The organism is Nonomuraea sp. NPDC050680 (genome assembly GCF_040654555.1).
Lineage (GTDB): Bacteria > Actinomycetota > Actinomycetes > Streptosporangiales > Streptosporangiaceae > Nonomuraea.
On sequence record NZ_JBFAIF010000008.1, the window covers coordinates 238,428 to 260,758 of the forward strand.

Consider the following 22,331-nt stretch of genomic DNA (forward strand, 5'->3'; position numbering starts at 1 on the left):
TCACCGCCGGCCGGGACCGGCCCTCAGGCCGCATGCCCGTCGGCGGGCGGCAGAGGACCGAGTACGGCGCACGTACCCAGCCCTGAGGTTCGCTTCGCGAGCCTCCACGTCGGCGACCGCCGCACCGATCTACTCCAGCCTGGCCTTCAACTCGTCCACGCTCTCCGCGGACGCGGCGCCGTTCTTCAGCAGCTCGGCCGGTGCCGACCGGTAGTGCGCCTATTCCTGGCGCAAGCGCGCCTTCTCCCGCTCGAACTCGCGGCGTGCGGCCCCTCTTCCCGCCGCTGCTCGCGCTGTGCGCGGAGGAGCTCCTTCTCCCCAGCCGGCCTTCTCATGGCGTGCTGCTTGACCAGCTCGGACTCCTCCCGCCGCAGTCGTCACGGAGATGGGCCTGACCGGGCTTCATTTCCACGACCTGAGACACACGGGGAACATGCCGGCCGTCGAGTCCGGCGCGGGCCTCAAAGACCTCATGGCACGCATGGGGCACGACAACGTTAGGGCGGCCATGATCTACCAGCACGCAGTCAGAGGCGCTGACGAGATGATCATGAACGCCATCGACAAGCGGCTCGAAGCACGTGACGATGACGGCGACGAGGGACCAGCGGCGTGCTGGTCCCCGCAGGGTGATCAAGAGCTAACGGCCCGTTAATGATCCGCGGAGATCAAACAAGTCCGAACATGATCAAGGCCCGGGTTGGGATTCACATCCCTGCCTGGGCCTTCGTAGTGGGAGCGGGTGACGGGAGTCGAACCCGCGCTGTCAGCTTGGGAGACCTTTCAGGATCATGACATCTGAGAAGGGGAAACGCCGACCTTGGCATATGCCGGTCGAGTGACCGTGAGTCTCCGCGACTCCCCGTTGATCGCCATCCGAACGGGCACGCAACGGGCACGGGCTTACGGCCATTCAATGCGGACAAGGTAGACCTCTCGCTGCCGATCCAGGACCACGTACGTGGCAAGGCCACGCTCTCCGAACGGATGCGTAAGCATGTTCGCCCTGGGATTCGCAGAGTTGAACGGGTCTCCGCTCCAGGGACTGGTCTCCAAGAGCGTGAACAGCTCGGCGAGCGGCCTCAATGCATGATCAGGTAGCGCGGCGATCTGTTCCTCCGCTACGGGATCAAGGATGAGCTTGAACACCTAGACATCGATCCCGCGAGCAGCAAGGCTCTCCCGCCACGGCCTGCCCTGAGGTACCGGTTCGTCGGCCAGAGCTTGTCGGGCTCTAACGTGCATCTGACGGCGCCCTTCGGGATCCTTGACGGTGTCACATGCGGAGATCCCCCAGCGGTGCATGAAGGCGTTGAGCGCTCCAAGGTCCAGGCTCACCCGCACCTCGTCGAGCACGGCCTTCAGCCCGGCGTCGAAAGCTTCGCGATCTTCCTGGACGATCAGCGCAGCACGGATGGCCCGCAGGTTCTTCTCAGGCAGAGGTGCATCAACGGAGACAAAGTCCTGCGGTTGTGCGGTCATGCCCTGCTCCCTTCCCTGTCCTCTAGAGACTACAGAGGAAGAGCGCCATCCTTCATGCGCACGGGAGAAGCCGCACCTGTCACGGCGTGAAGTGGAGCGGGTGACGCAGAAGTGGCACATGGCGGGCTGCTCGGCGCGCCTACCCGCACTCCATGTCAGCGTACGGGCATCGCCCTCATCGCCGACCTATCATCCCTCCGAAGCTTGATCGTGCAGATAGGCTGAACGCGCTTCTCCATGCGAAGACTGAGGGCGGCACCCTGGTGTCGGCCTCATGCGCGGTGGCGTTCCGAGCCTCGAACGATCAAGGCCCTGTGTTCGGGATCACGTCCCGGACCTGGGCATTTAGCATGGGATCGGGTGACGGGAATCGAACCCGCGCTGTCAGCTTGGGAAGTCTTTCAAGATTACACAGGCTGAGCTGGGGAAACACTGACCTGGGCGTATGCCGGTCAAGTGACCGTGAGTCCCCCTGAGCCTCCATAGATCGCTCTGCGAACGGGCACACAACGGGCACGCCACCGGCCTGCCCCGCCCTGCGCAAATGGCCAGGGAGGCGAGCCTGGCGAGGCATAGACTGCAAGCATGAGCGCGATGCGTGAAGAGTTGCATGCTCTGGTCGATCGGCTTCCAGATGATCGTGTCCAGCCGGTTCTCGCACTTGTCCGCGAGAACCTTGAGACGGCTGGTCGGCGTGAGCGAGCGCTGGCCATTATGGAGCGGGTTCAGGAGCGGATGCGCGGTGTGACGGGTGTCGACGAGGAACTGGACCGTCTCCGGGAAGGCGCGCGTGGCTGACGCGTACGTCGTGGACACCGGTGTGTTCCTACGGTGGTTCGTCGATCAACCTGGCTACGAGCACGCCCGCCAGATCCGGGACGACTTCCTGCACGGCCGGGTAAAACTGGAGACAGCGGACTTCGCGCGGATTGAGGTTGCCGGAGTGCTACGAAAGAAGGGGCTGCTCGCGGGTCGGCTGTCCGCAGATGAGTTCATTGCGGCCGTTCGGATCATTGACGAGCTCGGTGTCCGGGTCTATCCCGTGGACGCCGACCGGTTGGAGCGGGCCGCCGCCCTGGCGGTGCGGTTGACGTTGCGCATGTATGACGCTGTCTTCGCACAGCTTGCTCTCGATCGAGAGATTCCGCTGCTGACCACCGACGCAAAACTTCACCGGGCGCTTGATGGCGTCGTCGAGAGCGAACTCCTTAAAGGCGCAAGCCCTCAGTGATCACCGCTGAGCGGTGGGACTGAACACTGTTACAAGAACGCTGGAGCGGGTGACGGGAATCGAACCCGCGCTGTCAGCTTGGGAACTCTTTCAAGATCATGAGACCTGAGCAGGGGAAACGCTGACCTGGGCGTATGCCGGTCCAGTGACCGTGACTCCCCGCAGGTCCCCGCAGATCGCCGTAGGAACGGGCACGCAGCGGGCACGAGCCAGACCTACTCTTCCACTGTGCCGACCAATATCGAACCCACCGAACCGGACAGGGAGCAAGCCCTAGGTCGGATCGCGCTCTGGCTGGAGCCCGATGATCTCCGTTGGCTCGCCGAACATTGCTGTTGTCCCGCCAACGCGACGAAAGAAACCCTGGACCGGTGCCTCAGACTACGCTTCCGCGCAAGCGCTGCCCTGCACAAGACCGGACTGGAGCGATGACCGAGGCGTGGTCGAACGGCAGGCACGCACCTGACTCAGAAGGCCAGTAGCGCCTCCTATGCCGGCTGCCCACCTGACCTGAGCCGGGACCGGGCACGGGAGATCGAAAAGAGCACTGGAAACAATCAGCGGCAGGTCGGACATCCATCCCCTGACAGAGGTGTCGTCATGGTCGGCATGGTGCCAATAGAGCTCAGCCGGTGAGCGCGGCCGGGAGTTCGTCGAGGGAGTGGATGACTCGGATACCGTTACTGATCGCTGTGCTGTCGCTGGTGTTCGCCCGGTCGAGCCAGTAGGCGTGCAGCCCTGCTTCGTGGGCTCCCACCGCGTCTAGCGCGTACTTGTCTCCGACGTAGGCCACTTCATGCGACTGGAGGCCGAGGGAGGTGCAGCCGGCGACGAAGATGCTCGACGCGGGCTTGGCCACGCCGTGCTGATCAGAGCACACAAGCGTGTCGCCGAAGTAGGGCAGGAGACCGATGGCGTCGAGCTTGTGACGCTGGTGATCGGCGGATGAGTTGGAGACGATGCCCAGGCGGTAGTCGGGTGCGAGTTTCCTGAGGACGGGCTCGGCGTCGGGGAATGCCGCCCAGGCGGCGTTGCGATGAGCCTGGTATCCGGCGAACCAGGCGGAGACTTCCTGGTCCGACAGGCTGGCGTATGTGACCTGCCCGATGCGGGAGAGGAATTCCCGGGTGCGTTCGCGTTGCTGTTCGGTGAACGTGAGCTCGCCGTTCAGGAAGCGGGCGTACTGCCTCTGCATGATGTTCCGCCAGAGCGCGAGTGCCGTGGTGGGGTCGGGGAACTTCTCAAGCAGTCCTTCGGCCTGCAGGTGGGCGAGCACGCCGAGTTCTTCCGAAGTCGAGTAGTCGAACAGGGTGTCGTCCACGTCGAAAAGCACACCCTGGATCGGCATGAGGCTGTCCCTTCTGGTCCTGGTGTTGCTGGATTCTGGCGCGCCGAGCATCCCATGGTCGCGGTGACTACAGGCTCCTGAGTGCCGCGATGTCGGGGGCCGGTCTGAAGGACCTGATGGCCCGGATTGGGCACGACAACGTCAGGGCGGCCATGATCTACCAGCACGCGGTCAGAGGCGCCGACCAGATGATCACGAATGCCATCGATCAGCAGTTCAAGCAGCACGACGAGGGCAGCGACGATGACGGCTCGGCGGGCGTGCTGACTCCCGTGGGCCAATTGCACGCCAATTGCACGGAAGATCGTAACGAGTCCCAGAAACGATCAAAGCCAGATCGAGAAACCCTCCCTGACCTGGCCTTTCAGCCTGAGAGCGGGTGACGGGAATCGAACCCGCGCTGTCAGCTTGGGAATTGCAGGGATCTTGGCTCGTAGGGGCTTTGACCTGGGACTGAGGCAGGTCCTGAGTGACCGTGGTTGACCCCTCGTTACTCCCCTTAATGGCACGCTAATGGCACGACCCTAGGCGAGGATGTGGGGATGAACGAGCAGGTCGCGGCCGAGATCGCAGAGGAGTATCTGACCCGCTGGCGTCGCGTTGCTATCTACGCGGAGCTTGCCCTCATGGAAGAGAACGGGGACAAGGACTGGGAGAACATCGTCGGGCGGGACAGCAACGAGTACAAGATCCTCACCTACGTCGTTCGCGACGCCGACGAACGCCTCCGGATGGTTGTGGCAGTGAGCGATAGACGACGCCGGTCAACCAACGCTCCATTTACACGTGACCAGATAATCCGATCGGACGGCACCTACGTCGAGTAGTGCAGGTTGCGCACCTGCGCGCACCCCGCCCTCCTGATCATCCCGTCTGCCGTCGACCCGCCCGAAGGGAAAGCGGGCCAGGGCCACGGGTACCAGATGGAGCGCCCCACCGGACGAACGATCTGGTACCCGTGGCCCTGGTCTGCTCGGCTTGTCCGGGTCGATGGTGGGCGGGATGATCAGGCTTCCCCCCCAGCCATTTTCGGACCCCAGGCCCGCCGCGGCGATCATCCCGGAGCCGGAGTGCCCCCGCCGGAGGCGAAATGGGTTGGTGTCTCAACCTTGGTGCTGGAACGCTGGACGGCATGGTCAACACGTTGTCACTGGTCCGGCGGTTGCGTCCCCATGAGCAGCTCGGCAAGGGAGTCTTTCGATCAGAGTGCAATTTTCTTGATTTCGAGATCGACGGGGGGTCTCTGCTTGATTCAGCGGCGCGGCGAAATCCGGGGAACGGGGACATGGCATCCGTCCTCTGGTTGTCCGCTGGCAGTGAGCTTGGGCTTGAGGTGGACCGGCTGCAAGGCAGAGCTGCCTCTCCGCTGGATGACGGCAGGATTCCGCTGTATGTGTGCCCGGAGTGCGGTGACCTTGGATGTGGTGCGCTGACAGCCGTCGTGGCCATCACTTCTGATCAGGCGGTTTGGCGGGACCTTGGTTGGCAAGTGGATTACCGGGATGAGGTTGATTTCGAAGATCTCGATGGCATCGGTCCGTTCGTGTTCCAACGGGCTCAGTATGAAGAGGCGTTTGCTGCTGTTCCTGTCCTGGACACGTATCAGCAGGCAGAGCAGCAGTCGGGGCACCCTCGCCCTTGGTGGATGAGGTGGCGCCGTTGAGTTGGAGCGGCCCGCGCGCGTCGCGCGCGAGAACGGCCCCCAGGCCGCACGCGCAGCGTGCGGGCGTGCGCGGGCCGCGCGGTGGCGCTTGCGCCGCCGCCTTGATACCTACAAGAACTATTCGGCAGTGCGTTGCTCAACTCCACCAATGCCACCTGAGCCTCCCCCGAAGCGTCGATAACGCCACGAGCAGGCACAGAAGACGATCAAGGTGTCAAGCATCAAGCGAGGCCAGAGTGTCAACCATCAAGCGAGACAGGACAGAGCGGCGTGGCCGACTGCATCGAGGTTCGTGTGACAGTGGATAGCCGTGAGCTGGCGGACCAGATGTGTTCGGCAGTTGTGGGGCGCCGGTTGGCTGCGGCGGCTCAGGTGGTGGCGCCAATCGTCTCGACCTACTGGTGGGGCGGTGAGGTGCGGCGAGCCGACGAGTGGCTGTTGCTGATGAAGACGACCATGGAGCGTTTCGAGGACTTGGCCGCCTGCGTTCAGGAGTTGCACTCCTACGAAGCTCCCGAGATCGTCGCCGTTCCGCTGGTGGCAGGGACGGCCGACTATCTGGAGTGGATCAGGCGGGAGACGAGCCCAGAGTCCGGCGTGTAGCGGCGAGGTCGCCGAGCAGTTCGCGGGCGGCCTGGTCCTTCTGGGCGGCAAGGGTCTCCTCGATCGCGGCCAGGTGCTGGAGGGCCCAGGTTGACTCGCTGCGCTGCGCGGACTCCAGAGCTCGGCGAGCATGGCCCGTACTGACCATGAAGCAGGTCTTCACCCTGGCCGACGCCATCGAACCGCGGTTCCGCATGCTGATCCTGCTGGCGACCTTCGCCAGTCTGCCGGGGGGGTGAACTGGCCGCGCTCCAGCGGAAGAACCTCGACCTGGAAGCGGGGACGATCCGCATCGCCGGGACCACAACCGAGCTCAAGGACGGCTCGGTGACCATCGGGCCGCCCAAGTCGGAAGCGGGCAAGCGTCTCGTCAGCATCCCGGCGACGCTGCTGCCCGATCTGCGAGCGCACATGGAGACGTACGCCGAGAAAGGCGAGCACGGACACGTCTTCGTCGGCCCAAAGGGTGCCAAGCTCCCGCGCGCGAACTTCACCCCGTGTCTGGGCGGCGGCGCTCAAGAAGGCGATGCTCAGCGGATTCCACTTTCATGATCTCCGTCACACCGGAAACACCCTCGCGGCCCAGTCCGGCGCGACTCTCCGGGACCTCATGACCCGCATGGGCCACGCGTCCACCCGAGCCGCGTTGATCTACCAGCACACCGCGATGGAGCGTGATCGGGCCATCGCCGACGCTCTCGGCAAGCTCGCCGAAGAAGCCCTGAAAGACCAAGATCAAGACGGATCGGGCACGTAACGGGCACGGAAGATCGAAAGCCGCCTTAGAAACGATCAAAGCCAGGTTGGGAATTCATCCCTGACCTGGCTTTTCCTCGTGAGAGCGGGTGACGGGAATCGAACCCGCGCTGTCAGCTTGGGAAGCTGATGTTCTGCCATTGAACTACACCCGCATCGGCCGTAGCCGCGCCCACCACTCTAGCGGAAACTCGGCCCACATCAGCCAGCCGTGCCCCCCGAGTTTCCCTCCGACACGCGGTAGGTTGCTCTGCGTGCTGCTATCTGACCGCGACATCCTGGCCGAGATCGACTCGGGACGGCTGTCCATCGATCCGTTCGATCGGGACATGATCCAACCGTCCAGTATCGACGTCCGGCTCGATCGATTCTTCCGGGTGTTTGAGAATCATCGGTATCCGCATATCGATCCGTCCGTGGAGCAGCCGGATCTGACGCGGATGGTGGAGCCTGAAGGGGATGATCCGTTCATCCTGCATCCCGGGGAGTTCGTGCTGGCCTCGTCGTACGAGGTGATCAGTCTGCCTGATCACCTGGCGTCGCGGCTGGAGGGGAAGAGTTCGCTGGGGCGGCTCGGGTTGTTGACTCACTCGACTGCGGGGTTCATCGATCCGGGGTTCAGTGGGCATGTCACGTTGGAGCTGTCCAATGTGGCCACGTTGCCGATCAAGCTGTGGCCGGGGATGAAGATCGGGCAGCTGTGTGTGTTTCGGTTGAGTTCGCCGGCTGAGCATCCGTACGGGTCGGCGAAGTACGGGTCGCGGTACCAGGGTCAGCGCGGGCCGACGCCCTCCCGGTCGTTCCGGAACTTCCATCGGACGAAGATCTGACGATTTCTGATGAGTGTCTGACGAAGATCCGACGCTCTGGGGTGTTTCAGGGCGGGCTGTTTAGGGCTTGCCTGGGGCTCGGGCTTCCCTCCGGAGTACTGGCGGGAAGCTGGCGGGCGCCCTCGGGTAACTGGCAAGGGCGCCTCGGGGTAGCTGGCGGGCGCCTCCCGGACGGACCTCCGGCCTCTTTCGGGCGGGCGTCCCTCGGAGGGGCCTCCCTGGCGGGCGTACCCCGCCAAACTGGCGGGCGACTTGCGGAGAGCAGCGAGCCTCCAGCGTCCGATATGAGCAGCGGTCAGGCGCCTGCCAGTAACAGCTCCAGACCCGTCGGAAGCGGCCCTGACCGCGGACCCGCCCAGCACCGCACCGCCGCTCACCCAAGCACGCCACCGCCGCCCGCCACCGCGCCATCCGGCACCCAAGACGCCCGAAGACGCCCGAAGACGCCCGAAGACGCCCGAAGAGGCTCGAAGAGGCTCGAAGAGGCTCGAAAACACACCCCAACAACCCGCGCCCGGACTAGCGGTGGTCCGGAAATGTCACCAAGATGGACTGGACAAGCGGTGACCGAAACCCACGGCCAAGTCTTCCCCACCCCGCCGTGGAAAAAGGGCAACCAAAGTACCAACTGGCCCGGTGTCGCACACCATACGGAGGGTAGCCAGTAGGAGAAGGGGACATGAAGTTCGCATTTCTCCTGGTAACCCGTACTCTCTACCACGGACCATCCCCGCACATCTGGAGAACGACGTGCGCCTGCGTCTCACGCCACGTGAGGACAGCTACTACGACCTGTTCGCCGACTCCGCGAACAACCTGGTCACTGCATCCCGCCTATTGGTTGAGATCATTAGCGAGGGCTCGGACAGGGAAACCCTGGCCGAAAAGATGCGCGCCTGCGAGCACGCCGGGGACGAACGCACCCATGCGATCATGAACCGCCTCAATGAGAGCTTCATCACTCCGTTCGACCGTGAGGACATCTACCGGCTGGCCTCGAACCTCGATGACGTGATGGACGCCATGGAGGCGGCATCCGACCTCATCGTGCTCTACCAGATCGACCACCTCCCCAAGGACGTCGTCCGCCAGGTGGAGGTGCTGGAGCGGGCCGCGGAGCTGACTGCCGAGGCCATGCCGCGCCTGCGGTCGATGAAGAACCTCAACGAGTACTGGATCGAGGTCAACCGGCTGGAGAACCAGGGCGACCAGGTCTACAGAAGGCTGCTGGCCAAGCTGTTCAGCGGTGAGTACGACGCGTTGACGGTCATGAAGATGAAGGAGGTCGTCGACGCACTTGAGGAGGCGGCCGACGCCTTCGAGCACGTCGCCAACACGGTCGAGTCGATCGCGGTCAAGGAAAGCTAACCTCTGTGGACCTTTCGCTCGCCCTCGTCATCGGCGTGGTCGTCATCGCACTGGCCTTCGACTACACCAACGGGTTCCACGACGCGGCGAACGCCATCGCGACCTCGGTCTCGACGCGCGCGCTCACTCCCAGGGCCGCGTTGTTCATGGCCGCCGCGATGAACTTCATCGGCGCCCACCTGGGCACCCAGGTCGCCGCGACCGTCGGCAAGGGCATCATCGACGCGCCGGACGGCTCGCACGGCCTGGTCATCGTGGCCTCGGCACTCATCGGCGCCATCTGCTGGAACCTGATCACCTGGTATTTCGGCCTGCCCTCCTCCTCCAGCCACGCCCTCATCGGCGGCCTGGTCGGCGCGGCACTCGCGTCGGCCAGCACCGTGCACTGGGACGGCGTGCTGGAAAAGGTGGTGGTCCCGATGGTGCTTTCGCCGCTGCTCGGGTTCACGCTGGCCGGCGCGATCATGATCGCAATATATTGGATCTTCCGCAACAGCCAGCCCGGCAAGACCAACCGCGGCTTCCGCTACGCGCAGACCGTCTCGGCCGCGGCCATGGCGCTCGGCCACGGCCTGCAGGACGCGCAGAAGACGATGGGCGTCATCTTCCTGTCCCTCGTCGTCGGCGGCTACATCAACCCGGGGTCGGAGATCCCGCAGTGGGTCATCCTCGCGTCGGCGGGGGCGATCTCGCTCGGCACGTACTCCGGCGGCTGGCGCATCATGCGTACGCTGGGCCGCCGGATCATCGCGCTCGACCCGCCACAGGGCTTCGCCGCCGAGTCCGCGGCGGCAGTGGTCCTGTACACGGCGGCGATCGGGTTCGGGGCGCCCATCTCCACCACGCACACGATCACCTCGGCGATCATGGGCGTCGGCGCCACCAAGCGGCTCTCGGCCGTGCGCTGGGGCGTCGCGGGCAACATCGTGACCGGCTGGATCCTTACGATTCCGGCTGCGGCTCTGGTGGCTGCGGTGTCCTACTTCGCCCTGCACTGGGTGGTGGAATAACGGCATACATCACGTCGACGTCCCAGCGGTCGAAGCCCAGGGACTCGTACAGGCGGATCGCCGCCGTGTTGGCCTCGTCCACGTAGAGCATCGCCTGGGCGAGGCCACGCGCGCGTAGATGGTCCAGACCCGCCAGCGTGAGCGCTTTGCCCAGCCCTGTGCCCTGCTGGGAGGGGTCGACGCCGACGACGTACACCTCGCCGATCGGCTCGTGGCCGTGCTCCGACGAGCCGTGGATCTTGGTCCAGTGGAAGCCGGCCAGCCGCTCGCCGCGGACGGCCAGGAAGAAGCCCTCCGGGTCGAACCAGGGCTCCTGCTCACGCTGGCGCAGGTCGCTCGCCGTCCAGGCGCCCTGTTCGGGGTGGTGGGCGAAGGCCGCGGCGTTGACCTTGAGCCACGCCTCCTCGTCCTGACCTGGTACGAAGGTGCGCAGCCGTACTCCGTCGGGCATCTCGAAAGCGGGCAGCGGCGTGGACAGAGACCGGCGCATCTGCCAGAGCGAGCGCACGCGCTCGAACCCCGCCGACGCCGCCAGGACGCCCGCGCCTTCATGATCGCCGTGCGCCCACAGGCGCAGGCTGCCACCTGACACCTCGAGTACGGCCCGCAGCAGCCGCGTGCCGTGCCCCTCCCGGCGTCGGGCGGGGTGGATGGCCAGTTCGCCGCTGGGACCCTCGACCTCGTCGGTGGGATCTATGTGGGCATAGCCCACCAAAGCCTTATCGTCGTCGTACAAGAGCAGAGAACGGGCCTGCGGATCGCCGCCATAGCGCAGGTGGAGCATGACATGCTCGTTGAGCGGGCGGACGCCGTCGGCCTCCGTCGCCGCGTCCACCACGCCGAGCACCTGAGCGATTTCGCGGTCATCAAGTCGTTGTCTGATCTCCACGTGCGCTGTCACAGTCCGAACTCTAGGGGTACTGCTGGCAAATAACGCCATGTGGCGGGCCGATGAATCGTTACCTTTGCGACATTGGCTGCATAGGTTCCGGCCGTAACGTCTAGGGCCATGACCCCACGTTCCCTCCTCCGGCTAGTGCTGGCCGGAGCCGTCGCCGCGGGCGGGTTCGCCGCGGCGACCGCCCCCGCGGACGCGAGTAAGGCACCCAAGACCGTTCCGGTACGGCTGCTCGCGCTCAACGACTTCCACGGCAACCTCGAACCCCCCACCGGATCCTCCGGCCGGATGGTCGACGAGAACGGCGCCACCGTCGAGGCTGGCGGCGCCGCGTACGTCGCCACCCACATGAAGGCGCTCAGCGACAAGAACACGATCGCGGTGGCCCAGGGCGACCTGATCGGCGCCAGCCCGCTGATCTCGGCGGCCTACCACGACGAGCCGTCCGTCGAGTTCATGGGAAAGATCGGGCTCAAGGTGGCCGCGGTCGGCAACCACGAGTTCGACGAGGGATACACGGAGCTGCGCCGGATCATGAAGGGCGGCTGCCACCCGGTGGACGGCTGCTCGCCCGCCGGCACGTGGAAGGGTGCCCAGTACGACTACGTCGGCGCCAACGTGCTGTTCAAGAACCCGAACGAGAAGACCGACGCGCTCGCGGCGCTGGGCGCGCCGCAGAGCCAGGTCAAGAAGCTGATGAGCGACTGGGGCGTGCCCGCCCTGCCGCCCGTCAGCGTCAAGTGGATGAACGGCGTGCCGATCGGCTTCATCGGCCTGGTCACCCAGACCACCCCGAACATCGTCACCGCCGAGGGCATCAAGAACCTCAAGTTCGTGGATGAGGTCAAGGCCGCGAACCTGGCGTCCAAGCTGCTCAAGCTGGTGGGCGTCAAGGCCCAGGTCGTGCTCGTGCACGAGGGTGACCAGGTGACCGCGGGTCAGTCTCCGGACGCCTGCAGCGCCGTCCCGGGCGCGGGCAACCGCATCGCCACGCAGGTCGACCCCGAGATCGACGTGATTCTCAGCGGCCACTCGCACCAGGCGTACCTGTGCAAGGTCAAGGACCCCGCCGGCAACGACCGTCTGTACTCGCAGGGTGGCTCGTTCGGCCGCGTCATCACGAAGGTCGATCTCAACGTGAACGTCAAGACGCGGGACATCGACCGCGCCTCGGTGGTGGCGGACAACCAAGTCGTGACCCGTACGGTCACCCCGGATCCCGAAATTTCTGCCTTTGTGCAGACGTGGAAGGACCGCGTCGCCCCGGTCGCCAACAAGCCCGTCGGCCGGATCACCGCGGACATCACCAACACCGCCGCCCCCAGCGGCGAGTCCCCGCTCGGCGACCTCATCGCCGACGGCCAGCTGGCCGGCACCAAGACCGGCGGCAACGCGCAGATCGCCCTGATGAACCCGGGTGGCGTTCGGGCCTCACTCACTTTCGCCGGCTCCGCGGCGGGCGAGGGTGCCGGCGTGGTGACCTACGGCGAGGCGTTCACCGTGCAGCCGTTCAACAACCTGATGCAGGTCGTGACACTGACCGGGGCGCAGCTCAAGACCGTCCTGGAGCAGCAGTTCACCGGCGGGCCGAACGCCCAGCCGTTCACCAAGATCCTCCAGCCGTCGGCGAACTTCACCTATACCTACAGCAGCGGCGCTGCGTGGGGGTCCAAGGTGTCGAACATGAAGATCGACGGCGTCGCGGTGACGGACGCGCAGACGATCCGGGTCGCGGCGAACAACTTCCTGGTCGGCGGCGGTGACGCCTTCCTCGGCTTCAAGGACGGTACGGAGCTCTGGAGCGGGCCGCTGGACATCGACGCCTTCGTCGACCAGCTGGGCCGCGACAACCCGATCGCCCCGCCCGCCACGAACCGCATCACCGTAACCCCCTAGCGGAGCTAGCAAAGCCGAGGGGCCCGCTTCTGCGGCAGAAGCGGGCCCCTCGTACGGTGAGAGCTGGGGCAAGATCGTGGGCCGCCCCCACAGCACCCCCGATGAGCGAGGAGAGTCGATGATCTACGTGACCCGCACCTTGACCGACGCCGCCATGGCGCTCGTGCGCTCGCTCGGCCGTCCCGTGGTGTGCGGCGAGGAGGACCCGCCCGACCGCGCCACGCTGCTGCGCCTGGCCGCGGGCGCGGAGGGGGTCGTGTGTACGCTCACCGAGCGCGTCGACGCCGAGTTCCTCGACGCTGCGGGCCCATCTCTGCGGGTCGTCGCCAACACCGCGGTCGGCTACGACAACATCGACGTGGCCGCGGCCACCGAGCGCGGGATCCAGGTCACCAACACCCCGGGGGTGCTCGACGGCGCCACCGCCGACCTGACGATGGCGCTGATCCTGGCCGCCGCGCGCCGCGTGCTGGACGGCGACCGGCTGCTGCGGGAGCGTACCCCGTGGATCTGGGGGCCGCGCATGCTGCTCGGGCTCGATCTCAGCGCCGGGGCGTCGCTGGGCGTGGTCGGCTACGGCCGCATCGGGCGGGCCGTCGCCCGCCGCGCCCGCGCGTTCGACATGGAGATCCTGGCCACGCCCACCTCCTCGCCGCTGTCGGAGGACGATCGGCGGGGCGTCGAGTTCGTCGAGCTGCCCGAGCTACTGGAGCGTGCCGACGTGGTCACCCTGCACTGCCCGCTCACCCCGACAACCCGCCACCTCATCGACGCCGACGCCCTGGGTCGCATGAAGCGCACCGCGATCCTGGTCAACACCGCTCGTGGCGGCATCATCGACGAGGACGCACTGGTCAAGGCGCTGCGGTCGGGGACGATCGCGGGGGCGGCCCTCGACGTGTTCGAGGGCGAGCCGAAGGTAAACCCGGCGCTGGTCGAGCTCGGCAACACCGTGCTGACCCCGCACATCGGCAGCGCGGGCACGGCGACCCGCGAGCGGATGTGCCACCTGTCGGTGTCGAACATCGCGGCCGTGCTGGACGGGCGCGAGCCGCTCACCCCGGTGAATCTCCGTCCAGGTACAGCGGCAGACGGGCGACGAACTGGGCGCCCGGATAGTGGTCGGTGATCGTCAGGGTCCCCCGGTGCGCCTGGGCGATCTCCCTCGACAGGGCCAGGCCGAGTCCGCTGCCCTCCTTGTCCCTGGCCCGGGCCTCGGCCAGGCGGGCGAAGCGCTCGAAGACGTGCTCGCGCTCCTCCGCCACGATGCCCGCCCCGTCATCGGTTACCGTGATGTCGACGGTCTGGTCGCCTCGGTTGACCGCCACCTGGAGGTCGATCCTGCTGGCGGCGTGCCTGGTGGCGTTGTCGAGCAGATTGGTCAGCAGCCGGTCCAGCTGGATGCGGGAGCCCATGACGGGGGCCCTGCCCATCACATGGGTGACGACGCTGATGTCGCCTCCCGCACGGCGCCGCCCCTGCTCCTCCGCCAGCTGGCAGGCGTCGACGACGTGCCAGTCGATGACGGCGCCCGCGTCGAGCCGGGCCAGCATCAGGAGCTCCTCGATGATGTCCGTCAGACGGTCGGCTGACTTCAGGGCCCGGGCGCCCGTAGACGCCCAGTCCGTGTCGTCCGGGTAGGCGCTGGCCACCTCCAACTGGGTACGCAGCGCGGTGATGGGGCTGCGGAGCTCGTGCGAGGCGTCGGCCACGAAGCGGCGTTGCGTCTCGGCGGAGCGTTCCAGCCGGTCGAGGGTGTCGTTGGTGGTCATGGCGAGGTTGGAGATCTCGTCCCCGGCACCGGGCACGGGGACCCGGCGGCTCAGGTCGTGCCCGGTGATCTCGGCTAGCTCGGCCCGGATGCGCTCGACCGGGCGCAGAGTGTGGCCGACCACCGCCCAGGTGATGCCCGCGACGCCGAGCAGCATCAGCGGGGTGCCGAGGAAGATCAGGGCATAGAGCCACCCCAGTGCCCGGTTGACGTCGCTCAGCGAGGACGCGCCGTACACGGTTATCAGGCCGTACGACGTCTGCGACTGCATAGCCATGACCAGGTACTTGACTCCGTGCTCCACACTCTCGCTGTTGCCGGTGAGCTCGATCTCGGTGGCGTAGATCGTTTCCGGCTGGGGCAACCGCAGGTTCGCGATGGGGGGCTGACCTCTCAGGTTGTGGCTGGAGGCCAGGACGGTGCCCTCGGACGAGACGACCTGCAGGAGGGGTACGCGGGCCGGCGTCGGGAGCAGGCTGCGCAGTTCCTTCGTCCGGGCGTCGTTGGCCACCCGTCGTACGGCCAGCTCCACCCGGTTCTGCACGCCGCTGCGGAGGTTGCCGGGCAACGTGCTGAGGGTGAGGCCGACCGTGGCGGCGAAGACCACGGCCGCGACCAGGGTCGCGATCATGGTCAGGCGCGCCCGGATCGAGTAGGGAAAGATCCTTTTCACCATCCCATGGTCCCTAGTATCACTATCTGTGACACTTCCCCATTATGCCGCGAGGAACAGCATTGACACTGACCTGCGGATATATCTACCTTTGCAGCGCTAAATTGTCGCGGAGAGTGAGGGTCTCCGCCATCGGCGATTCCCCTGTCAGCGATGGCGCGGACAGTGATTTCGCCGCAGACGATGCCTTGGTTTCGCGGCCGGCGATTGCTCAGTCGGTGGTTTCGCTGCTGGCGATTCCGCTGATGGCGTGCACGGCTACCGGGCGGCGGCCGCGACCGGCATGGTGGTGGCCATGAGGCTTCTGGTGCTGGGCGGGACGGAGTTCGTGGGGAGGGCCTTCGTCGACGAGGCCCTCGCAGCCGGCTGGGACGTCACCGTGTTCAACCGGGGCACGCACGCCCCGCCGCCCACGGTGACGGCGCTGCGGGGCGAGCGGGCGAAGCCGGGCGGGCTGGCGGCACTCGAGCGTGGTGAGTGGGACGTGGTGGTCGACACCTGGTCGTGGGCGCCGTCCGCCGTACGCGACGCGGCGACGCTGCTGGCCGGGCGGGCGGGACACTACGTCTACGTGTCCAGCCGGTCCGTCCACACCTACCCGTCGGCGGCCGGTGCCGACGAGGACGCTCCGGTGGTGGCCGCCTCGGCCGATGACGGCGATGACGTGGGTTACGCGCGGTTCAAGGCCGGTGGGGAGCTGGCGGCGGTGGCGGCCTTCGGAGAGCGGGCGCTGCTGGCGCGGGCGGGGTTGATCCTTGGGCCGTACGAGAACATCGGGCGGCTGCCGTGGTGGCTGAACAGGATCGCGCGTGGTGGGCCGGTGCTCGCGCCGGGGCCCGCCGGGTTGCCCCTGCAGTACGTGGACGCGCGCGACATGGCCCAGTGGTGCCTTGAGGTGGCCAAGGACGGACTGGGTGGGGCCTACAACGTGGTGAGCCCGTCGGGCTTCGTCACCATGGAGGAGTTGCTGCGGACCTGCATAGACGTGACCGGGTCCGGGGCCGAGCTGCGGTGGGTGGAGCCGGAGCCGATCCTGGCGGCCGACGTGGAGCCGTGGACCGATCTGCCGATCTGGCTGCTGGGCGAGGACCACGACAGTATGCACCGAGCCGACGTGTCGAAGGCGGTGGCGGCCGGACTGCGGTTCCGGCCGGTGGCGGAGACGGTGGCCGACACATGGGCCTGGCTGCGGAGCATCGGCGGGCGGGCGCCCATGCGCCCTGACCGGCCGCCGGTCGGCCTGGACCCGAAGGTGGAGGCCACACTGCTGGGACTCGACGGCTGATCCCAGCCCTGGCACCTGCTCTAGGGCAGCCGCGGATACCGGTGTACCGTCCGATCATGGACATGATGACCGTCGAGCAGAACGGCATCAACGCCGTTCCGGCAGCCGAGCGGCGGGGCACACCCCGGGACCTGTTCTGGCCCTGGGCCGGCGCCAACCTCTCCCTCTTCGGGGTCGCCTTCGGTGTCTACATCGTCGGGCTCGGCCTGGGCGTCTTCCCGGCGATCATCACGGGCGTGATCGGTTACGCGCTGTCGTTCGGGCTGGTCGGGCTGGTCGCGATCGCGGGCACCCGGTCGGGGGTGCCGACGATGACGCTCGGCCGCGCCCCCTTCGGCTACCAGGGCAACAAGCTGCCGGCCGTACTCTCCTACGTCTCGAACGTCGGCTGGGAGATCGTGCTCGTGACACTGTCGGCGCAGGGCGGCGCGGCGATCCTGAAGCGGGTCGCGCCCGGCATTCCCGGCACGACCGCCATGGCGGCCTGCTTCGCGGTCGCCGCGTTGCTCACGATCGTGATCGGGGTGTACGGCCATGCGTTGATCATGGCGGTGCAGCGGTACCTGACGTACGCGTTCATCGTGCTGACCGTCGTGTACATGATCCTCATGGCCCCGAAGCTCGGCACCTCGCTGGACACCACGGCGGGCCCCGGCGGCTGGGTGGGCGCGGTCATCTTCGCGATGACGCTGCTCGGCCTGGGCTGGGTCAACTGCGGCGCCGACTACTCGCGCTATCTGCCCGCCACGTCCAAGCCCCCGTCGGTGGCGCTGTGGACGACGGCAGGCGGGGCGGTGCCGCCCATGGTGCTGCTCGTCTTCGGCGTACTGCTCGCCGGCGGCGACCCCAAGCTGGCCCAGGCCGCGGGCGCGGATCCGGTCGGGGCGCTGGCGGCGGCCCTGCCGACCTGGTTCCTGCTGCCGTACCTGCTGACCGCCATCGGTGGCTTCCTGGCCGGGGCGATCATGGACATCTACTCGTCGGGCCTGTCCATGCTGGCGCTGGGGGTGCCAATCAAGCGGCACTACGCGGTGCTCATCGACGGCGCGCTGATGGTGCTCGGCGGCTACTATCTGCTGTTCGTCTCGACCAGCTTCCTGGCGACCTTCCAGGCGTTCCTGGCGATCATCGGGGTGGTGATGGCCGCCTGGGTGGCCGTCTTCCTCGTCGACATGTGGTTCCGGCGCGCGGGCGGGCGGTCCTATGACGAGCGGCTGCTTCGCCCCGGCGCGCCCGCCCTGAACTGGTCCGGGGTGACCTCGCTGGTCGTGGCGTCTGTCGTGGGCATCGGGCTCATCACCTCCAGCGATCCGAACATCGCCCGCGTCGTCGGCTTCCTGATGAGCGACCAGATGAGGGCGGGCACGTTCGGGGCCGCCAACATCGGCGTGGTGGTCGCGCTGGTGCTGGCCGGGGTCCTGTACTTCGCGATCTCGAGTCTGACGCCCCGCCGTAGCGGCTGACCGCTTCTACGCGGTCACGATGGCGAAGTCGGGTATCGGGTGGTCGAGTACGGCCACCAGGCGCCGCAGCACGCCGATGTCGCCTTCTCGTTCGACCCGCTCCACCCCCCGACCGGCCAGCAGGCCGAGCAGTTGCGCCTTGGTCAGCCGCAAGGTCAGGTCGACCGGCCCCTCGGGCGGGTCGGCGTGCTGGATGAGGGCGCCGTTCGAGAGCGTGGTCCGATACCTTTCCCCCAGATCGGTAAGGTGCCAGTCGATGGACAGGCTCTCGTTCCAGGCCCGCGGCCCGTCGATCCGGATGGCGATCGAGTCGAGGATCTGGTCGACGCCGAGCGCCGCGACCAGGCCGGGCGCGGCCTGCTCCGTGGCGGCCGGCACGACGCCGTCGCTCAGCTCCAGCGCGCCCGTCAGGTAGAGGTTGCGCCAGGTGGCGTTCTCCGCACCGTGCCCGAGCCGGGTGTACACCTCGGCGAGCAGGTCGCGCGCCTCCTTGTTGCCCTCGTCGGCGAAGACCGCGTGGTTGAGCAGCTGCGCGGCGAAGCGCAGGTCGTTCTCCTTGAGGTAGCGCCGGGCGAAGGCGACGACGGCCGCCCCGCCGCCGAGGCACTCCACGTAGCGGATCGCGCTCTCCCTCGGCGGATGCTCCCACAGGTGGGCGGGGTTGCCGTCGAACCAGCCCAGGTAGCGCTGGTAGATGGCCTTGACGCTGTGGCCCACCGGCCCGTGGTAGCCATGCGTGTGCCAGACCTGCTCCAGCTCGGGCGGCACCCGTATGGCTTCGGCGATCTCCGCTCCGGTCAGGCCCTTGTTCATCAGCCGCAGGGTCTGGTCGTGCAGGTAGGAGTACAGGTCACGCTGCTGCGACAGGAACCGGACGATCTCCGGCCCGCCCCAGGTGGGCCAGTGGTGCGAGGCGAAGGCGACGTCGAGGTCGGCCGCGAACAGCGCGACCGTCTCGTCCAGCTGCCGGGCCAAGGCCTTGGCGTCCCGCAGGGGCAGGAGGTTGTGCGGGTTGCGGGTGGCGTTCTCGCCCAGGCACAGGGCCCGGTGACCGGGCAGGTACAGGGCCAGTTCCGGTGGCGCCTGGGCGAGCTGGAAGACGATGCGTACCCCGTCGATCGTCTCCTCCTGCCCCGTACGTTCGATGTCGAGCGTGGGAGCGATGAGCGAGATGGAGCGGGTCTTGCCCAGGCCCGTACCGATCTGGCCATCGGGTGATCGTTCGAGGGCCTGGCCGTACAGGTAGACGGATCGGCGGGCCGTGGCGGACCAGGCGTGCAGGTGCTCGCGGGCCACGTTCCGCAGGAAGCCCGCGGGTGCCAGGATCGGCACGCCGCCGCCGGTGACGCCGCGCACGCCGCCGAAGTGGTCGACGTGCGGATGCGTGTAGATCACCCCGGTCACGGGCCGGGGACCGCGATGGGTTCGGTAGAGGCGCAGCGCCGCGGCCGCGCACTCGGTGGAGATGAGCGGGTCGATGATGATCACGCCGGAGTCGCCCTCGACGATCGACATGTTCGACAGGTCGAACCCGCGCACCTGGTAGACGCCGGCCGTCACCTCGTACAGCCCCTGCCTGGCGGACAGCCGCGCCTGCCGCCACAGGGTGGGATGCGCGCTGCCGGGGCACTCCTGCTCCAGGAAGGCGGCCGACTCGCCGTCCCAGATGACCTTGCTGTCGGCGGCGCTGACCACCGCCGGGCTGAACTTCGCGATGAAGCCGCGATCCGCCGCCGCCTCGAAGTCGTTGGAATCGTGCAGTGGAAGGTCGGCCATGCCCAGGCCCATTCCCGAGAACCGGTCAACGCATATCCTCGTTAATGGGCAATCCCGACAAAGCCCGCTAGGGGGTTCCGTGGAAGCGTGCGTGTTCGACCTCGACGGCGTACTCGTCGACTCCGAGCCGGTCTGGGAGGAGGTACGGCGGGCGTTCGTCGCCGAACACGGCGGCACCTGGCAGGAGGACACCCAGTCCAGGCTCATGGGGATGAGCACCCAGGAATGGGCCTCCTACCTGCACGAACTCGGCGTGGCGCTGTCTCCGGACGAGATCGCGCGCGGCGTGGTGGACCAGATGGCCGAGCGCTATCGGCACGGCGTACCGCTGATGAAGGGGGCGCCCGAGGCGGTCCGGCGCCTGGCGGCGGACCTCACGCTGGGCCTGGCCAGCTCCTCGCCGCGCGCGTTGATCGAGGTGGTCCTGGACGCGGCCGAGTTCCGTGACTGCTTCGCCGTCACCGTCTCCACCGAGGAGGTACCGCGCGGCAAGCCCGCTCCCGACGGCTACCTGGAGGCGACCGCCAAACTGGGCGTCGATCCGCGCGGGTGCGTGGCGGTGGAGGATTCGAGCAACGGCCTGCGCTCGGCGCACGCGGCCGGGATGCGGGTGATCGCCGTGCCGCATCCCCGCTACCCGCCCGCCTCCGACGCGCTGGCGCTCGCCTGGAAGGTCGTCCCCGACCTCGACTCCCTCACGGTCGCGGCGCTCGAACGATGATCCCACTCAGTAGCTCCCGCACGATGGCGGGAGCCGTACGATGACCCGACTCAGAATCCCCCTCACGATGGCGGCGCTCCAGCGATGATCCGACTCAGAACTCCCGCCGATCTCGACGCCTGTGTGAAGGCCCTGGCCGAGGTCCAGGCCGCTGACCGCTACCCCGTGGACTGGCCCGACGACCCGCATGGCTGGCTGACACCCGGCGACCTGCTCCGGGCCTGGATCGCCCTGGACGAGGAGGGGGTCGTCACCGGTCATGTCGGGCTGGCCGAGGTCGAGCCACGGGTCGCCGAGTTGGTCGGCACACCCGTTCGCGCGTCCGTGACCCGCCTGTTCGTCACCCCGCCCGCCCGGCGCAGCGGGCTCGCCGCCCGTCTGCTGGACACCGCCCTCGCCGCCGAGGACGGACGCCTCACGCTGGAGGTCTCCGACGAGGGCCGGGCGGCCATCGCCGCCTACGAGAGGTACGGCTGGCAGCGCGTCGCCACCTCCCGCGCCCGATGGCGCAACGCGGCCGGTGAACCCGCCCTGGTGCACCATTACCTGAGCCCGTGAAGCTATCCTTTCGGAATCGTGCGAGACATCACGGTATTCAGCGGCAGCGCCCACCCCGCCCTGGCTGAGGAGATCTGCTCCCACCTGGGCACCCCGCTCCACCCGGTCCAGGTCAACCGCTTCGCCAACGACGTGCTGGAGGTCCAGCTCCAGGCCAACTGCAGGGAACGCGACGTCTTCATCATCCAGCCGCTGGTCCCGCCCGTACAGGAGAACCTGGTCGAGCTGCTGCTGATGCTCGACGCGGCCCGAGGGGCATCCGCCGCCAGGACGACCGTGGTGATGCCGCACTATGCATTTGCCCGGAGCGACAAAAAGGACGCGCCGCGCATCTCCATGGGGGCGCGCCTGGTGGCGGATCTGATGGTGACGGCGGGCGCCGGGCGGGTGCTGACGATGACGCTGCACTCGCCGCAGGTGCACGGCTTCTTCAGCGTGCCCGTCGACCACCTGCACGCGCTGCGCGAGCTGGCCGCCCATTTCCGCCGCTACGACCTGTCCAACACCGTCGTCGTCTCCCCTGACCTGGGCAACGCCAAGGAGGCCGCGCACTTCGCCCGGCTGCTCGGCACCGACGTGGCGATGGGGGCCAAGCAGCGCTTCAGCGACGACCGGGTGGTGATCAGCTCGGTGATCGGCGAGGTCGAGGGCAAGGACGTGATCATCCTGGACGACGAGATCGCCAGGGGCACGACCGTCATCGAGCTGCTCGACCGGCTGCGCGAGCGTGGCGTCAACTCCGTACGTGTCGCGTGCACGCACGGACTGTTCGCGGCCGGGTCGATCGAGCGGCTGAGCGCGCTGCCCGAGGTGGAAGAGATCGTCTGCACCAACACCGTGCCCGTACCCAAGCCCACGGACAAACTCACCGTCCTGTCGATCGCCCCGGCGCTGGCCGAGGCGATGCGGCGGATCCACGACGGCGAGTCGGTGAGCGCGCTGTTCAGCGCGCCCTGACAAAAGGTGATCGCGTGGGCCACCCTCGCGATTGTGGACCGA

25 protein-coding genes and 1 tRNA gene are annotated in these 22,331 nt (G+C 67.3%); 19 read left to right on the forward strand and 7 right to left on the reverse strand.

The window, feature by feature from the left end:
* The first annotated feature begins 385 nt into the window (after positions 1–385).
* A complete protein-coding gene (locus AB0H88_RS27255) occupies positions 386–655 on the forward strand; it encodes a tyrosine-type recombinase/integrase (RefSeq protein WP_357649114.1) in 270 nt (89 codons plus the stop codon).
* Between the two features lie 494 nt (positions 656–1,149).
* Here the strand turns inward: AB0H88_RS27255 and AB0H88_RS27260 are convergent, their stop codons facing one another.
* The gene (locus AB0H88_RS27260) at positions 1,150–1,482 is read right to left on the reverse strand and encodes a DUF6247 family protein (RefSeq protein ID WP_357649115.1); all 333 of its coding nucleotides are present in this window, start codon (positions 1,480–1,482) and stop codon (positions 1,150–1,152) included.
* A gap of 585 nt (positions 1,483–2,067) precedes the next feature.
* Here AB0H88_RS27260 and AB0H88_RS27265 point away from each other — a divergent pair.
* Positions 2,068–2,280, forward strand: a complete 213-nt coding sequence (locus tag AB0H88_RS27265) for a hypothetical protein (RefSeq protein WP_219529428.1) — start codon at positions 2,068–2,070, stop codon at positions 2,278–2,280.
* Complete coding sequence (locus AB0H88_RS27270; protein WP_357649116.1) at positions 2,273–2,713, forward strand: type II toxin-antitoxin system VapC family toxin; 441 nt, start codon at positions 2,273–2,275, stop codon at positions 2,711–2,713. Before AB0H88_RS27265 ends, AB0H88_RS27270 begins: the two co-directional genes overlap by 8 nt.
* Before the next feature lie 625 nt (positions 2,714–3,338).
* Here AB0H88_RS27270 and AB0H88_RS27275 read toward each other — a convergent pair.
* Positions 3,339–4,061, reverse strand: a complete 723-nt coding sequence (locus AB0H88_RS27275) for an HAD family hydrolase (protein WP_357649117.1) — start codon at positions 4,059–4,061, stop codon at positions 3,339–3,341.
* A gap of 152 nt (positions 4,062–4,213) precedes the next feature.
* Here AB0H88_RS27275 and AB0H88_RS27280 point away from each other — a divergent pair, with 152 nt between their 5' ends.
* The 4 genes from AB0H88_RS27280 to cutA all read left to right on the forward strand — a co-directional run bounded on the left by AB0H88_RS27280 (position 4,214) and on the right by cutA (position 6,327).
* Entirely contained in the window at positions 4,214–4,444 is a 231-nt protein-coding gene (locus AB0H88_RS27280; RefSeq protein ID WP_357649119.1) for a hypothetical protein, read from the forward strand.
* 159 nt (positions 4,445–4,603) lie between these two features.
* Positions 4,604–4,888 carry a hypothetical protein gene (locus AB0H88_RS27285; RefSeq protein WP_357649122.1) on the forward strand — a complete coding sequence of 95 codons (285 nt, stop codon included), beginning with the start codon at positions 4,604–4,606 and terminating at the stop codon, positions 4,886–4,888.
* A gap of 305 nt (positions 4,889–5,193) precedes the next feature.
* Positions 5,194–5,724: a hypothetical protein gene (locus tag AB0H88_RS27290; RefSeq protein ID WP_357649124.1), complete on the forward strand. Its 531-nt coding sequence runs from the start codon at positions 5,194–5,196 to the stop codon at positions 5,722–5,724.
* Between the two features lie 270 nt (positions 5,725–5,994).
* Entirely contained in the window at positions 5,995–6,327 is a 333-nt protein-coding gene (cutA, locus tag AB0H88_RS27295; protein ID WP_357649126.1) for a divalent-cation tolerance protein CutA, read from the forward strand.
* Here the strand turns inward: cutA and AB0H88_RS27300 are convergent.
* Positions 6,293–6,523, reverse strand: a complete 231-nt coding sequence (locus AB0H88_RS27300; protein ID WP_357649128.1) for a hypothetical protein — start codon at positions 6,521–6,523, stop codon at positions 6,293–6,295. The genes cutA and AB0H88_RS27300 overlap by 35 nt on opposite strands.
* Before the next feature lie 131 nt (positions 6,524–6,654).
* Here AB0H88_RS27300 and AB0H88_RS27305 point away from each other — a divergent pair, with 131 nt between their 5' ends.
* Together AB0H88_RS27305 and AB0H88_RS27310 are read left to right on the forward strand one after the other, a co-directional pair.
* Positions 6,655–6,879, forward strand: coding sequence for a hypothetical protein (locus AB0H88_RS27305; protein ID WP_357649130.1), 225 nt, complete (start codon positions 6,655–6,657; stop codon positions 6,877–6,879).
* Positions 6,854–7,084, forward strand: a complete 231-nt coding sequence (locus tag AB0H88_RS27310; RefSeq protein WP_357649132.1) for a tyrosine-type recombinase/integrase — start codon at positions 6,854–6,856, stop codon at positions 7,082–7,084. The genes AB0H88_RS27305 and AB0H88_RS27310 overlap by 26 nt, the downstream gene beginning before the upstream one ends.
* Before the next feature lie 83 nt (positions 7,085–7,167).
* Here AB0H88_RS27310 and AB0H88_RS27315 read toward each other — a convergent pair.
* Positions 7,168–7,238, reverse strand: a tRNA-Gly gene (locus AB0H88_RS27315).
* Positions 7,239–7,337: 99 nt separating this feature from the next.
* Between AB0H88_RS27315 and dcd the strand changes: the two genes are divergently transcribed.
* From dcd to AB0H88_RS27330, 3 genes are all read left to right on the forward strand, one after another.
* Positions 7,338–7,913: a dCTP deaminase gene (gene dcd / locus AB0H88_RS27320; RefSeq protein WP_357649134.1), complete on the forward strand. Its 576-nt coding sequence runs from the start codon at positions 7,338–7,340 to the stop codon at positions 7,911–7,913.
* Between the two features lie 750 nt (positions 7,914–8,663).
* Positions 8,664–9,281: a DUF47 family protein gene (locus tag AB0H88_RS27325; RefSeq protein WP_225294450.1), complete on the forward strand. Its 618-nt coding sequence runs from the start codon at positions 8,664–8,666 to the stop codon at positions 9,279–9,281.
* Positions 9,282–9,286: 5 nt separating this feature from the next.
* A complete protein-coding gene (locus AB0H88_RS27330) occupies positions 9,287–10,291 on the forward strand; it encodes an inorganic phosphate transporter (RefSeq protein ID WP_357649136.1) in 1,005 nt (334 codons plus the stop codon).
* On the opposite strand, the gene mshD is transcribed toward AB0H88_RS27330, so the two are convergent.
* Positions 10,224–11,192 (reverse strand): mycothiol synthase, encoded by a 969-nt coding sequence (gene mshD, locus AB0H88_RS27335; RefSeq protein ID WP_357649138.1) that lies wholly within the window; start codon positions 11,190–11,192, stop codon positions 10,224–10,226. The genes AB0H88_RS27330 and mshD overlap by 68 nt on opposite strands.
* 108 nt (positions 11,193–11,300) lie before the next feature.
* Here mshD and AB0H88_RS27340 point away from each other — a divergent pair, with 108 nt between their 5' ends.
* Both AB0H88_RS27340 and AB0H88_RS27345 read left to right on the forward strand, forming a co-directional pair.
* Positions 11,301–13,085: a bifunctional metallophosphatase/5'-nucleotidase gene (locus AB0H88_RS27340; protein WP_357649140.1), complete on the forward strand. Its 1,785-nt coding sequence runs from the start codon at positions 11,301–11,303 to the stop codon at positions 13,083–13,085.
* Between the two features lie 118 nt (positions 13,086–13,203).
* A complete protein-coding gene (locus tag AB0H88_RS27345) occupies positions 13,204–14,214 on the forward strand; it encodes a D-glycerate dehydrogenase (RefSeq protein WP_357649142.1) in 1,011 nt (336 codons plus the stop codon).
* Here AB0H88_RS27345 and AB0H88_RS27350 read toward each other — a convergent pair.
* A complete protein-coding gene (locus tag AB0H88_RS27350; protein ID WP_357649144.1) occupies positions 14,141–15,532 on the reverse strand; it encodes an ATP-binding protein in 1,392 nt (463 codons plus the stop codon). The two genes, AB0H88_RS27345 and AB0H88_RS27350, sit on opposite strands and share 74 nt — an antisense overlap.
* 292 nt (positions 15,533–15,824) lie before the next feature.
* On the opposite strand from AB0H88_RS27350, the gene AB0H88_RS27355 reads away from it, so the two are divergent.
* Together AB0H88_RS27355 and AB0H88_RS27360 are read left to right on the forward strand one after the other, a co-directional pair.
* Positions 15,825–16,814 carry an NAD-dependent epimerase/dehydratase family protein gene (locus AB0H88_RS27355; protein ID WP_357649343.1) on the forward strand — a complete coding sequence of 330 codons (990 nt, stop codon included), beginning with the start codon at positions 15,825–15,827 and terminating at the stop codon, positions 16,812–16,814.
* A gap of 56 nt (positions 16,815–16,870) precedes the next feature.
* The gene (locus tag AB0H88_RS27360; RefSeq protein WP_357649146.1) at positions 16,871–18,277 is read left to right on the forward strand and encodes a cytosine permease; all 1,407 of its coding nucleotides are present in this window, start codon (positions 16,871–16,873) and stop codon (positions 18,275–18,277) included.
* Between the two features lie 6 nt (positions 18,278–18,283).
* Here AB0H88_RS27360 and AB0H88_RS27365 read toward each other — a convergent pair whose 3' ends face one another.
* Entirely contained in the window at positions 18,284–20,053 is a 1,770-nt protein-coding gene (locus tag AB0H88_RS27365) for an alkyl sulfatase dimerization domain-containing protein (protein WP_357649148.1), read from the reverse strand.
* 79 nt (positions 20,054–20,132) lie between these two features.
* Here AB0H88_RS27365 and AB0H88_RS27370 point away from each other — a divergent pair, with 79 nt between their 5' ends.
* The 3 genes from AB0H88_RS27370 (at position 20,133) to AB0H88_RS27380 (ending at position 22,289) form a co-directional block, all read left to right on the forward strand.
* Positions 20,133–20,774, forward strand: a complete 642-nt coding sequence (locus tag AB0H88_RS27370; RefSeq protein WP_357649150.1) for an HAD family phosphatase — start codon at positions 20,133–20,135, stop codon at positions 20,772–20,774.
* A gap of 84 nt (positions 20,775–20,858) precedes the next feature.
* Positions 20,859–21,332 (forward strand): GNAT family N-acetyltransferase, encoded by a 474-nt coding sequence (locus AB0H88_RS27375; RefSeq protein WP_357649152.1) that lies wholly within the window; start codon positions 20,859–20,861, stop codon positions 21,330–21,332.
* Positions 21,333–21,350: 18 nt separating this feature from the next.
* Positions 21,351–22,289, forward strand: coding sequence for a ribose-phosphate pyrophosphokinase (locus AB0H88_RS27380; RefSeq protein WP_357649154.1), 939 nt, complete (start codon positions 21,351–21,353; stop codon positions 22,287–22,289).
* The last annotated feature ends 42 nt before the right edge of the window (positions 22,290–22,331 follow it).

Excerpts from the sequence above, each read along its gene's own strand:
- AB0H88_RS27280 (WP_357649119.1), top strand. The coding sequence starts at position 4,214 with ATGATCTACCAGCACGCGGTCAGAGGCGCCGACCAGATGATCACGAAT.
- AB0H88_RS27255 (WP_357649114.1), top strand. The coding sequence starts at position 386 with ATGGGCCTGACCGGGCTTCATTTCCACGACCTGAGACACACGGGGAAC.
- AB0H88_RS27375 (WP_357649152.1), top strand. The coding sequence starts at position 20,859 with ATGATCCGACTCAGAACTCCCGCCGATCTCGACGCCTGTGTGAAGGCC.
- AB0H88_RS27275 (WP_357649117.1), bottom strand. The coding sequence starts at position 4,061 with ATGCCGATCCAGGGTGTGCTTTTCGACGTGGACGACACCCTGTTCGAC.
- AB0H88_RS27360 (WP_357649146.1), top strand. The coding sequence starts at position 16,871 with ATGGACATGATGACCGTCGAGCAGAACGGCATCAACGCCGTTCCGGCA.
- AB0H88_RS27355 (WP_357649343.1), top strand. The coding sequence starts at position 15,825 with ATGAGGCTTCTGGTGCTGGGCGGGACGGAGTTCGTGGGGAGGGCCTTC.
- AB0H88_RS27365 (WP_357649148.1), bottom strand. The coding sequence starts at position 20,053 with ATGGCCGACCTTCCACTGCACGATTCCAACGACTTCGAGGCGGCGGCG.
- AB0H88_RS27290 (WP_357649124.1), top strand. The coding sequence starts at position 5,194 with ATGGTCAACACGTTGTCACTGGTCCGGCGGTTGCGTCCCCATGAGCAG.
- AB0H88_RS27260 (WP_357649115.1), bottom strand. The coding sequence starts at position 1,482 with ATGACCGCACAACCGCAGGACTTTGTCTCCGTTGATGCACCTCTGCCT.
- AB0H88_RS27265 (WP_219529428.1), top strand. The coding sequence starts at position 2,068 with ATGAGCGCGATGCGTGAAGAGTTGCATGCTCTGGTCGATCGGCTTCCA.
- AB0H88_RS27285 (WP_357649122.1), top strand. The coding sequence starts at position 4,604 with ATGAACGAGCAGGTCGCGGCCGAGATCGCAGAGGAGTATCTGACCCGC.
- AB0H88_RS27300 (WP_357649128.1), bottom strand. The coding sequence starts at position 6,523 with ATGCGGAACCGCGGTTCGATGGCGTCGGCCAGGGTGAAGACCTGCTTC.
- AB0H88_RS27340 (WP_357649140.1), top strand. The coding sequence starts at position 11,301 with ATGACCCCACGTTCCCTCCTCCGGCTAGTGCTGGCCGGAGCCGTCGCC.
- AB0H88_RS27350 (WP_357649144.1), bottom strand. The coding sequence starts at position 15,532 with ATGGTGAAAAGGATCTTTCCCTACTCGATCCGGGCGCGCCTGACCATG.
- AB0H88_RS27310 (WP_357649132.1), top strand. The coding sequence starts at position 6,854 with ATGCTCAGCGGATTCCACTTTCATGATCTCCGTCACACCGGAAACACC.
- AB0H88_RS27345 (WP_357649142.1), top strand. The coding sequence starts at position 13,204 with ATGATCTACGTGACCCGCACCTTGACCGACGCCGCCATGGCGCTCGTG.